At 29.8% G+C, this 11,901-nt stretch carries 9 protein-coding genes; 3 read left to right on the top strand and 6 right to left on the bottom strand.

Annotated elements, in window-relative coordinates:
* Positions 1-301 precede the first annotated feature (301 nt).
* A complete protein-coding gene (locus tag FYJ83_RS15160) occupies positions 302-697 on the top strand; it encodes a C-GCAxxG-C-C family (seleno)protein (protein ID WP_154441909.1) in 396 nt (131 codons plus the stop codon).
* 71 nt (positions 698-768) lie between these two features.
* Positions 769-2,325, top strand: coding sequence for an ABC-F family ATP-binding cassette domain-containing protein (locus tag FYJ83_RS15155; protein ID WP_154441908.1), 1,557 nt, complete (start codon positions 769-771; stop codon positions 2,323-2,325).
* A gap of 50 nt (positions 2,326-2,375) precedes the next feature.
* Here FYJ83_RS15155 and FYJ83_RS15150 read toward each other — a convergent pair whose 3' ends face one another.
* Both FYJ83_RS15150 and FYJ83_RS15145 read right to left on the bottom strand, forming a co-directional pair.
* Positions 2,376-2,717 (bottom strand): hypothetical protein, encoded by a 342-nt coding sequence (locus FYJ83_RS15150; RefSeq protein ID WP_154441906.1) that lies wholly within the window; start codon positions 2,715-2,717, stop codon positions 2,376-2,378.
* Positions 2,718-2,738: 21 nt separating this feature from the next.
* The gene (locus tag FYJ83_RS15145; protein WP_154441904.1) at positions 2,739-4,451 is read right to left on the bottom strand and encodes a methyl-accepting chemotaxis protein; all 1,713 of its coding nucleotides are present in this window, start codon (positions 4,449-4,451) and stop codon (positions 2,739-2,741) included.
* Positions 4,452-4,773: 322 nt separating this feature from the next.
* Between FYJ83_RS15145 and FYJ83_RS15140 the strand changes: the two genes are divergently transcribed.
* Positions 4,774-6,543, top strand: coding sequence for a M3 family oligoendopeptidase (locus FYJ83_RS15140; protein WP_154441902.1), 1,770 nt, complete (start codon positions 4,774-4,776; stop codon positions 6,541-6,543).
* 60 nt (positions 6,544-6,603) lie between these two features.
* Here the strand turns inward: FYJ83_RS15140 and FYJ83_RS15135 are convergent, their stop codons facing one another.
* The 4 genes from FYJ83_RS15135 to FYJ83_RS15120 all read right to left on the bottom strand — a co-directional run bounded on the left by FYJ83_RS15135 (position 6,604) and on the right by FYJ83_RS15120 (position 11,872).
* The gene (locus FYJ83_RS15135) at positions 6,604-8,043 is read right to left on the bottom strand and encodes a phospholipase D-like domain-containing protein (protein WP_154441900.1); all 1,440 of its coding nucleotides are present in this window, start codon (positions 8,041-8,043) and stop codon (positions 6,604-6,606) included.
* Positions 8,044-8,246: 203 nt separating this feature from the next.
* Positions 8,247-9,278, bottom strand: a complete 1,032-nt coding sequence (locus FYJ83_RS15130) for an ABC transporter permease subunit (RefSeq protein ID WP_154441898.1) — start codon at positions 9,276-9,278, stop codon at positions 8,247-8,249.
* Positions 9,265-10,308 carry an ABC transporter permease subunit gene (locus FYJ83_RS15125; protein WP_154441896.1) on the bottom strand — a complete coding sequence of 348 codons (1,044 nt, stop codon included), beginning with the start codon at positions 10,306-10,308 and terminating at the stop codon, positions 9,265-9,267. The genes FYJ83_RS15130 and FYJ83_RS15125 overlap by 14 nt, the downstream gene beginning before the upstream one ends.
* Positions 10,295-11,872, bottom strand: a complete 1,578-nt coding sequence (locus tag FYJ83_RS15120) for a sugar ABC transporter ATP-binding protein (protein WP_154441894.1) — start codon at positions 11,870-11,872, stop codon at positions 10,295-10,297. Before FYJ83_RS15120 ends, FYJ83_RS15125 begins: the two co-directional genes overlap by 14 nt.
* Positions 11,873-11,901 lie beyond the last annotated feature (29 nt).

The following is an 11,901-nucleotide window of genomic DNA, read 5'->3' as shown; positions in this document are numbered from 1 at the left end:
CTGTTATAATTGTTTTCATAAGGAAAGATCCCTCCGATTTTTGTTTGTTATGGTAAACAACATTATATCAGAGGTCTTTCCTTTTTTCATATTTACTTGTCACAAATGTATTGTCTCATATCAAATATTAAATTTTATCTGCTTGTTGTATATGTTAGTATACCCTATTAATTATGATTTCCTACTTCTATTTACATTAACCTTATGTATTTATTTACCTAATTAAATCATTAATTTTATTCTATAAAATTAATGTGATAAATGCTATACTAATTATAGTAAACTATTGGGGAGGAATGGAATGTTAAAGGATTTAATTCAAAGTGGATTTGGAGAAGAAGAAAATTTCAATTGTGCTGAAAAAATATTATCTGGTGCCAATATTGCTTATAATTTAAATTTAAGTTCTGAATCTTTAAAACTATCATCTGGATTTGGTGGAGGTATGGCTATAGAATCTGTATGTGGTGCACTTACTGCTGGGATTATGGTATTAAGCCATAAATATGTGGAAGGTATAGGACAAGAAAGCGATAAAATCCAAGAAATAAATCAAAGATTCTTTAGAGAATTTATAGACGAAATGGATAACATTAACTGTTCCCATCTTAGAGCAGTTCATAGTAAAGAGGATATAGGATGTTTTGATATAATCTTAAAAGCTGCTGAAATATTGGATAAATTAATGATTAAATAAAAAACTAGACTATAATCTAGCTTTTTTGTATAATTTTTAGAGATGATTTTATTTAATGAAGGGAGATACACATGAGTATTTTAACCGTAACAAATTTAAGCCATGGTTTTGGCGATAGAGAAATATTAAAAAATGTATCCTTTAGATTATTAAAGGGTGAACACGTAGGATTAATTGGTGCCAATGGAGAAGGAAAATCCTCTTTTATGAATATAATAACTGGAAAACTAGAGCCTGATGAGGGTCAAGTAGAATGGGCAAAAAGAGTAAGAGTAGGATATTTAGATCAGCATACATCCCTTGAAAAAGGTCAAACCATAAGAGATGCCCTAAAAGGAGCTTTTAAATATCTCTTTGATTTAGAGCAGGAAATGCAGGAAATGTATTTGAAAATGGGTGAAGTGTCAGAAGACGAACTTACAGCTTTACTTGAAGAAGTAGGAACTATACAGGATATATTAGACCATAATGATTTTTATATCATAGATGCTAAAGTTGAAGATATTGCAAGAGGACTTGGTCTTGATGATATAGGTTTAGATAGAGATGTAAATGATTTATCTGGAGGACAAAGAACTAAAATACTCCTGGCTAAACTCCTTCTAGAAAAACCAGATATTTTGTTACTTGATGAGCCTACTAACTACTTAGATGAACCTCATATTATTTGGTTAAAGAGATATTTACAGGAATATGAAAATGCTTTCATCCTTATATCTCATGATATTCCTTTCTTAAACTCTGTTATTAACTTAATCTACCATATGGAAGATAAGGAACTAACCAGATATGTAGGAGACTATGATAATTTCCAAAAAGTCTATGAAGCTAAAAAAGCTCAATTAGAGGCAGCCTACAAAAAGCAACAACAAGAAATAGCTGATTTAGAAGATTTTGTTGCTAGAAATAAGGCTAGGGTTTCCACAAGAAATATGGCTATGTCTAGACAAAAAAAATTAGACAAAATGGAATTAATCGAACTGGCTCGTGAAAAACCAAAACCAGAGTTTAATTTTAAAGAAGGAAGAACTGCTGGCAAATTAATATTCCAAACTAAGGATTTAGTCATAGGATATGATGAACCTTTATCAAAACCACTTAATCTGAGAATGGAAAGAGGACAAAAGATAGCTTTAATTGGTGCTAATGGTCTTGGAAAAACTACTTTGCTAAAAAGTATATTAGGTGAAATTAAATCTGTATCTGGAGAAGTAGAATTGGGCGATAACCTTGAAATAGGATATTTTGAACAAGAAATCAAAGATAAAAATAATAATTCCTGCATAGATGAGATTTGGCAGGTATTTCCAGGACTTACTCAATATGAAGTTAGAGCAGCTCTGGCAAAATGTGGACTGACTACTAAACATATAGAATCAAAAGTAATGGTGTTAAGCGGAGGAGAACAAGCAAAGGTACGACTTTGTAAGTTAATCAATAAAGAAACCAATGTTCTGATTCTAGATGAGCCTACTAACCACTTAGATGTAGATGCGAAGGAAGAATTAAAAAGAGCATTGAAAGCTTATAAAGGAAGTATCCTACTTATATCTCACGAGCCTGATTTTTATAAAGATGTGGCTACAGATATATGGAATTGTGAAACTTGGACAACTAAAATATTTTAATAAAACAACCTTGGATTTATGAAGTATAGACTTCATAAATCCAAGGTCGTTTATTTTTTACTGAAAATATGTGTGATTGTAAATGCAACTAACCCTGCTCCATAAGCCATTAACTTCATATTGATACTTAAATTACTGTCAATAATTGATATATAAGTATACAATATAATAATCACTACAAACCTTTGATAAAACTTACCAAGAAAAGGCTTATCGTTATATTTTTTATTGCGAGTCTTATAATATATGAAAATGAAGAAAATAGCTATAACAAAGATAGTAAGATATCTTAATATCTTATTTGAAAATATTACACCAAAGGAATAAAGAGTGTATATAACAGCTCCTAGTATATATTCTAAATAATTTAAAACTTTTTCCTCTTTATTCATCTTTTACACTCCCACTCATTTTTATAGTTTAAATAATTGTACTAAATCGCTTAATCTAGTAGCGCTGGTTGCTTGACTTTCAGCAGCAGAAGCTATTTGTTCTAAAGACAATAAGGTCTCTTTCATTCCACCCATTATTTCTTCTGAATTTGAAGATGTATTCTCCATATTACTTGCAACATTTTGGATTACTGATGCTATTTCTTCAGTTGAAGCATTTAGTTCTTCAGACATGGCTGCTATTTCTTGAGATAAATTATTTACAAATACTGAATCATTTTCATAACTAATTCCTGTATCTATTAGTAACTCATAATCCTTAGTTACCTTATCATTTATAAATGTTAAAGTTTCTCTGGAATTATCAGATAAATTGTTAAATGCTAAACTTACATCTTCCACGACTTTTTGTATAGCCCCTACATAGTTATTGGATTCCTCTGCTAATTTCCTTATTTCATCTGCTACTACTGCAAATCCTCTACCTGCTTCACCTGCTCTAGCTGCTTCTATTGCCGCATTTAGTGCTAGTAAATTAGTTTGAGATGCTATGGATGCTATGGATTCTGCTATTATTGTAATCTCATCAACTACTTTTCCTTGTTCTATTGCATTTAATATGGCCTGTTCTTTTTCATCTAAAAGTTTTGCTGTAACTGTTTTAGATTCTTGACCTTGAATCTTTATTTTTTCCGCTCTTTCTTTAATCTTGGTTGATTCTACACTTCCTTCAGAAGAACTAGATGCAAGTTGAGTAACTCCAGAGTTTACCTCTTGTATTGTGGCTGTTAACTCTTCTGTAGCTGCATTTATCTCTTGTATATCATCTACTATACTTAAAGTATTATTGGATATTGACTCGAATCTGAAATTGACTTCTTCTATTGTTGCAGAAAGTTGTTGTGACGATGCAGACACCTCTTGAGATTCTTGAGATATTTCCATTATTGTAGATTTTATCTTATTTTGGGCCTCTTTTAATGCTATTATAAGCTGACCTAATTCATCCTTGGATTTAGACTCTTCCATTTCAAACCCTAAATCTCCTTGGCCTAAAGCTTCTGCAAATTTTAAACCTTTTTTCACAGACTTGGATATATAATTAGATAGTAAATATCCAAATAATAAAGCTACTAAAATTCCTATTGTAATTATACTATACATAAAAATCATTGTATTTCTATATATCAAATTGTTGCTTTCATTTTGGGCTTGTCCCAATTCTTGATTTATTTCTATTAATTTATTAATATCATTGATTACAACATCAACATATGGATCTAATCTTTTAATCTCCTGAAGTCTATCAAATTTCTCAGTTTTAAGTTTACTTACTATTCCATTACGTTCTTCTCTATATTTCATCAAATTTTTATTGAACCTTTCCCATGCCTCTGATTCAGTTTCTACTAGATCTCTAGAACCGTATGATTCTATTATGCTGGCAGTATTTGCCACTATATCATCTATCTCCTTAGCGTAATCTTCCACTACGACTCTATATTCTGTAGTACCCATATATTGAAGAATTAGAACAACATCCAATATATTTTCTTTTATTATATGTAATTCATCTATACCTTGTAAATAATCATCATACATTTCAGATGAACTATTATTGATTCTTTCAATAGCTAATGTTCCAAATGCTCCCATTGCAAATAATAATACTAGAATAATAGCAAAACTAAATATTAGTTTAAATTTTATTGAAGCATTTCTTATTATTCTCATTTCTATTCCTCCTTTTATTATTTATGTCATCTACTGCCCTTATAAGTCAGAACATTCAATATCCTAAAATAATCACCTCCATGGAAGAAGTTCTCTAAGATTTAGAATATCGACTCAAATCAGTTATTTATATAATAACAAATTTTTACAATGTAAACAATGATAAATCTGTTTCTACCTGACTATTCAACATAGAAAATCATTACAAAGAGCTGTTCACTCTAAGTTTTATATTTTTATTTCGACTCTCAAAATATATCTTTAATATTTGGAAATTTGTGTTATAATAGAATTGACTAAATATTTCGAAAGGCGGGATAACATGCGTTGGAGTTTAAAGGAATTATATACATCTTTTGATTCTAAAGAATTTATTTCTGATTTGGAGAAACTTGATTGTTTAATAGTAGAATATAGTAAATGGGCTGATGAAAACTTAGGCTCTAGTGATAATACAGTGGAAAAAACGGAAAAATATATTGAGTATTCTCGAGAGTTAAATTCATTGTTTTCAAAGCTTTCTGCTTTCGCTCATCTTACAAATACAGTAGAGGCCAAAAATGAAGATGCCCTTAAATATCTTGATAGATTAAGAGTAAAAGGTTCAGATTTAACTAAACCTGATGTACAGTTCCAAAACTTTGTGAAGGATATAGATAATCTAGAGGAAATAATAAATTCATCAGAATTATTAAAGGAACATAAATTTTATTTAGAACAGATTAAAGATAAAACAAAATATATGCTTAGTGAGAAAGAAGAAGTACTTATATCAAAGATGTCAAATACAGGTTCTTCTGCATGGTCTAATCTTCAAAACATGGTATCGTCAACTCTTATGGTAGACATAAATATAGATGGGGAAAATAAACAATTGCCATTCCCTGCTGCAAGAAATCTAGCATACGACAAAGACCCTGCAAAGAGAAAAGCTGGATATGAAGCTGAGTTGAAGGCTTATAAAAAAATCGAAGAATCTTCTGCCGCTGCATTAAATGGTATCAAAGGTGAGGTAATCACTACTTCAGCCCTTAGAGGATATAATTCTCCTTTAGAAGAAACTTTGGTTAAATCTAGAATGGATGAAGAAACTCTAAATGCTATGCTTACAGCTATGAGAGAATTTCTTCCAGTATTCCATAAATACTATAGAAAGAAAGCAGAATTATTAGGTTATTCTGATGGACTTCCATTCTATGAAATGTTTGCACCTATGGGAGAAGTTAATAGAACCTTTACTTATGATGAGGCTATGGATTATATAATCAAAAACTTTAGAACTTTCTCCGATAAATTGGCTGATTTCGTTGAAAATGCTCATAAAAATAATTGGCTAGATGTAGAACCAAGGGAAGGAAAAAGAGGAGGCGCATTTTGCTCTAACTTACATCCTATAAAGGAAAGTAGAATACTTTCTAACTTCAATGGCAGTTTCTCAAATATGACTACTTTAGCTCATGAGCTAGGTCATGGTTATCATGGACTTAATTTAAAAGATGAGAGTATACTAAACAGCAGATACCCTATGCCAATAGCAGAAACGGCTTCTATATTCTGTGAAACCATAGTTGTAAATGCAGCTTTAAAAGAAGCCAGTGATGAGGAAGCTTTAAGTATATTAGAATCTTCCATATCTGACGCAGGTCAAGTTATTGTAGATATATATAGTAGATTCTTATTTGAATCTGAATTGTTTGAAAGAAGAAAGACTCATGCTCTTTCAGTAAATGAACTTAAAGAAATAATGATGGATGCTCAAAAAGAAGCTTATGGTAATGGCTTAGACCACAGTATTCTTCATCCATATATGTGGTTAAATAAACCTCACTACTATTCAGCAGGACTTAATTTCTATAACTTCCCATATGCTTTTGGACTGTTATTCTCTAAGGGACTGTATGCAGAGTATCTAAAACGTGGAGAAGAATTTATAAAAGAATATGATGAACTACTAAATGCTACAGGTAAGAATAATATTAAAGACGTGGCTCTAAGAATGAATATAGATGTTCATGACCCTGAATTCTTTAGAAATTCACTAAGACTAATAGAAAAAGACATAGAAAAGTTTATAGAATTAGCAAGTAAATAATTCGTGAAATAATAATAGCTCCAATTTTGGGTATTATGTACCAAAAATCGGAGCTATTATTTATAATAGATATTCTATAAAGAATACAACTTTTGATAACATAGTTATAAGGGATTTTTTAATCAACGACATATTTTTCTCATCAACCGATTCATCATAAATATAGTTATAGTCCTCACCTACTTGAAGACTACCATTTATGTCCACAGATATTGTGTCTTTTAACTGTTCTGTAAAATCCTCACTATGGATGATTACCATAGATTCAGTATTGATATAAGAGCTTCTATGGTCGAAATTAAATGAACCTATAACACTTATATTATTATCAAATACATAAGTTTTAGTATGCAGAGATTCCTCTCCTTGAAATTCATAGAGTTTTATCTTAGAATCTATTATTTTATTCCTATGATTTGCGTATCCTGAAACTGCCAAGGGATTTGGACTTAATGCAAAAGAATTAGTCAATATATTTACTTTCTCTAAATCTATATCATACATATTTAGTTTATTCCTCATATTTCTTGAAGGTATTATATATGGACTTTGAACAAATATTGAATCTTCTGCATTTGAACCTAGTCTTAGTAATTCTTTTAAGCAATTTGGATCTGTGTTTAATCTACCTATGGGATTATGGACAAAGTCTATATTTTTAGTTGGTATAGTTTCATTATACCAATCTACACCATTTAAAATTTCAGGATTTTCATCTTCGAAACTATTAAATCTGTCTCTTAATTTCTCACCAAATTCTTGTCCTCTATTTTTTCGTTTATTTGTCATTTTCTTTACTGATGGCTTTGAATAATCATAATTCCATAAATCGTTATAATATTTCTCCATCTTATATATAACACTGTTGTCATTGTTAGAAGGATTATCATTAAATATAAGTACATCCCTATCATCTACTAATTCAATTTCTGTAGAATCCTGTAAGAAATATTTATCTCCTATATTTCGACCTCCTATAATGGCAATTTCACTGTCTGCAATTATAAACTTATCATGTAGTCTATTGTTCCATGCCCAAGGTGTGAAAAAATTAAAAGGCTCATAAAGTTTTAATTGAATATTAGGATGTTCTTTAAATGTATATATGGTATCACCAAGATCTCCTCTTAAATTATGAAATAATCCATCTAATAAAATCCGTACTTCTATTCCTCTATCTGCTGCGTCTAAAATACCTCCTAAAAAAGTTTCTGTTGATACCCCATCGGATAAAAAATAATAAGAAATGTCCAAGGAATTTTTAGCATTTCCCACAATGTTTAGCCTAGTCAAATAGGCATCAGTTCTTTCTTCTACAAGGACTACTCTATCTTGTCCTGAAGCCTCTATAGATGATTCATTTAAGTTGGTAAACTCTCCATATTGTTTTTCTTTAGGTTTATGAATGGCAAATATCAATATGGAAAATATAAATATATATATTAAGTAGATATTAAAAATCTTTTTAGAAATTGTTTTTAGATGTGTTTTTTTATCCAATTTTTTCACCCTCTTTAATTACAATTATTAATTTCATTTTATATATATTCCTAAAATAATAAAACTATTAGCAATCTCAACTGAAATGCTAATAGTTTTTATATCATAATTAATTTTAACTGTCAACTGCCATACGTTCTTTATAAATAGCTTTTTATCTGTGTTTTTTGATTTTTGAATTTAAGTCTCGAAATCAGAATTATTTAATTTTCAGTCTGCTTTAAGTTTATCATCAATGCAAATACAATAGTTCCATAGGCTATAAAGGATCTAAAATATTCTCCTAATGCTGGGTTTTTAAATATATTTTGTCCTGCTAAAGGTGATACAATAAATAAGGTATGGAACAAAAATATTCCTATAAAAGCATTTCTTATATTTGCCTTTCTAAAGGTAGCTCCTCCTGCTAGTAAAGCTGCTGCTGAAAATATATCTAAGTTTAAATGTCCTGTATATACATTTAAAACTCCAAGGTTTTGTATATACATTAATTGGGCTAAAGAAGCCAACAGTGTGGACAAGACAATTGATGTTCTTCTAGTCCTATCTACATTAATACCTAATTTCTCTGATAATACCATATTTTCACCTACTGCCTTAATATGGTATCCTATTTTCGACTTAGTTATTAGATATACTATAACTCCTACTAGTACAATGATTATTATGGGTATTAATGAGCCTTCTGCATCTCCTATTTTTATAGGGAGTATATTTCTATATAGATTTCTATAGTTTCCTGCATCTAACATACTTTTTACGCCTATACCTCTTGTAAGTAGTATATCTGGATTAAATGGCTTAATTACAGTACCATAACCTACCATAAATATAAGCTGATATAAATTTGTTCCTAAAAATCCTATTACCATACTTGCTATCATTTCTTTTCCCTTAGCTTTATTTAATATAGTTCCAATTATATTTCCAAAGATAATAGATAGTATTATACTAAATATTATTGCTACAACAAATCCTAATTTAGGTTCTAATCCCATATCTATTACAAGTAACATTCCTATCTGTCCAGCTATTGCCCCTATTGTAATGGAAAAATTGATTCCCATTCCTGCCATAATAGGAAGAATAAGAGCCAATAGAAATATTCCGTTTCTAACAAATCTATTATATAACTCTCCCAGTATGAAATTGCTGCTTACTTTAGCTGCCATAATACCTAAAATAGATAAAATCAAGAAAAATGACGGTACATAATAATTCTTATATTTTTTCATTTGTCTTCTTCACCCCTTCATATAGGAACGCATATAAAATAATTCCATTGGTAACTATCATCCTTATGACCTCTGACATTTCAGGTATTAATAGTACGTTGGCTACTGGAACTGAAAGTAAAAATGTAGTTTGATACAAATAAGTACCTAGCATAACTTGAAATACAGTTGCCTTTTTTTTAGATGCTCCTCCAATTAATATTGCTGATACTGCGGGAAAAGCCATCATAAAAGGACCATCATACAAATGAACAAATCCATAGCTTTGAGAATATACAATTATTCCTATTGCAGCTAAAATAGTAGAGAATATAATTCCATAGGTTCTATATTTGTTTATATTTACTCCTGATAATTTAACAAACACTTCATTTTCAGCAATAGCTGCCATGGTTATTCCCATTCTTGTTTTTCCAAATAAATAAACTATAAGGCATAATAATAGGAAGAATAATATTAACCCTAATGGAATAACAAGGTCTCCTATATTTATTTCAAGGAAACTATCTAAAATCTTACTGAAATAATTTTCTAAATTAATCTTAGGTCTTAATCCTTGTCCACCTACAGGATAAAGCATTTGTCTGTTTTTAAAAGGTGCTAAAGACCAAAACAAACTCATTATAGGTATAAAGGAAAAGCCTACAAATGTACCTACTATTTCCTCATTTCCTTTTAGTTTATTTAGTATAAATGAATAAATATATCCAAATAATATGGATACAACAACTCCAAAGAATATGGAAGTAATAAAGCCAATCCATCCAGTTAATCTGAATTCAATGGCTATACACATTCCAACTAATCCTGCTGATATTCCTATGGGTAGTCCAAAGTTTCTACCTGCTCCTACATTTATCATTGGTACTAGAGATAGTACTAAAACCCCATTCATTACCCACTTTATTAAAGAGTCGTTTATCATATCAATATATGATATATGGATGAATTTAAGACTAATTGTTAGAATAAGTAAATAGGTTATTATAATTAGTTGTGGTGGCTCTATTTTAAATTTAAGCTTCTTCATCCTCATTCAATCTCCTTCCTGATATTGCTAAACTAAACTCCTCACTATCAAAGTCCTTATGAAATATTTTAAATACCTTATTCTCATACATAACAGCTATACGGTCACAAACCCTTTTTAATTCTGACACTTCTCCTGAGGATATAATAATTGTTGTATTCTTTTCTTCATTTAACTTCAACAACATATCCAGTATAATTTCCTTAGAGTATATGTCGATTCCTCTAGTAGGCTCTCCTACAAATAGAATTTCTGGATTTATAGTAATAGCTCTTCCGATACAGACTTTTTGTTGATTTCCACCACTTAATTCTCGTATTTCTTGCTCTATATCTCTAACCTTAATATTTAATTCTTCAATCATATTATTTGAATATCTATATATGGCTTTATAGTTTAAAGGAGATAGATGTTTTAATCTAGGATATTTCATAAATTTATTTTGCTTATCATAGGATTCAAAGACTAAGTTTTCCCAAATACTATGATTTAAAAGTAAACCCATTTCCTTTCTTTCATTAGGTAAAAGATATATTCCTTTTTTTATCATTGCATTTGAGTCTTTTATATTCAGTTTTTCTCCTTTATATCGTACATCTCCATCCATATGATATAGCCCCATCAATCCATATCCAAATAGCTCTTGCCCATGTCCTGCTAATCCTGTTATTCCAAGAACTTCTCCTTCATTAATGTCTAATGAAATATCAGTATATATATTATTTCTATAGGATACTTCTATATTGTTGAATGATAATATTGGATTACTAGTAGATTTATTTTTCTTTTTTAATGTTTGTACTACTTCTTTTCCTATCATATCTAGTGCTAATTTATTAATATCATAATCCTCTTTTTCATACTGTCCAATAATTTCTCCATCTCTTAATACAGTTACTCTATGACATATTTGGGTAACTTCCTCTAATCTATGAGATATAAAGATAACGGAGATTCCACTTTTAGCTATTTCCTTTAAATGAGATAAAAGCATTTTAGTTTCTCGGGTATTTAATGAGGAAGTAGGTTCATCAAGAATAAGAATCTTAAGGCTAGTATTATCTATTTCCCTAGCTATTTCTATGAATTGTTTAAGATTAGAAGATATATCTTTTACTTTTATTCTTGAATCAATATCTATTCCAACCTTCGATAGAGAAACTCTTGCATCATCATTATTTTTGTCTACATCTACTATGGCAAAATTCCCCAATATCTTTGTACTGTCTATTATATTCTCTCGATTTATTTTTATATTGCTACTTATATCCAGTTCACCTAATAATGCTAATTCTTGATGTACCATTCCTATGCCCAGCTTTATAGCATCATATGTATTCTTTATTTCTACTTTTTTGTTATAAATAAATATATTGCCTTCATATCCCCCAGTTTGTCTAATGTGTTTACTACCAAATAGTATGTTCATTAGGGTGCTTTTTCCAGATCCATTGGAACCAATTATCCCATGGATTTCCCCTTCTTTAAGGTTAAAGTTAATATTATTTAATGCCATAATTCCATTAAAATCTTTAGAAAGATTTTCTACCCTTAAAATTTCCATAGTACACCTCTTTCAAAAACAATTATATG

The sequence above is a fragment of the Tissierella pigra genome, from assembly GCF_009695605.1.
In the GTDB taxonomy this organism is placed as follows: Bacteria; Bacillota; Clostridia; order Tissierellales; family Tissierellaceae; genus Tissierella; species Tissierella pigra.
This window is presented reverse-complemented; position numbering and strand designations above follow the sequence as displayed.

Excerpts from the sequence above, each read along its gene's own strand:
- FYJ83_RS15160 (WP_154441909.1), top strand. The coding sequence starts at position 302 with ATGTTAAAGGATTTAATTCAAAGTGGATTTGGAGAAGAAGAAAATTTC.
- FYJ83_RS15155 (WP_154441908.1), top strand. The coding sequence starts at position 769 with ATGAGTATTTTAACCGTAACAAATTTAAGCCATGGTTTTGGCGATAGA.
- FYJ83_RS15150 (WP_154441906.1), bottom strand. The coding sequence starts at position 2,717 with ATGAATAAAGAGGAAAAAGTTTTAAATTATTTAGAATATATACTAGGA.
- FYJ83_RS15145 (WP_154441904.1), bottom strand. The coding sequence starts at position 4,451 with ATGAGAATAATAAGAAATGCTTCAATAAAATTTAAACTAATATTTAGT.
- FYJ83_RS15140 (WP_154441902.1), top strand. The coding sequence starts at position 4,774 with ATGCGTTGGAGTTTAAAGGAATTATATACATCTTTTGATTCTAAAGAA.
- FYJ83_RS15130 (WP_154441898.1), bottom strand. The coding sequence starts at position 9,278 with ATGAAAAAATATAAGAATTATTATGTACCGTCATTTTTCTTGATTTTA.
- FYJ83_RS15125 (WP_154441896.1), bottom strand. The coding sequence starts at position 10,308 with ATGAAGAAGCTTAAATTTAAAATAGAGCCACCACAACTAATTATAATA.
- FYJ83_RS15120 (WP_154441894.1), bottom strand. The coding sequence starts at position 11,872 with ATGGAAATTTTAAGGGTAGAAAATCTTTCTAAAGATTTTAATGGAATT.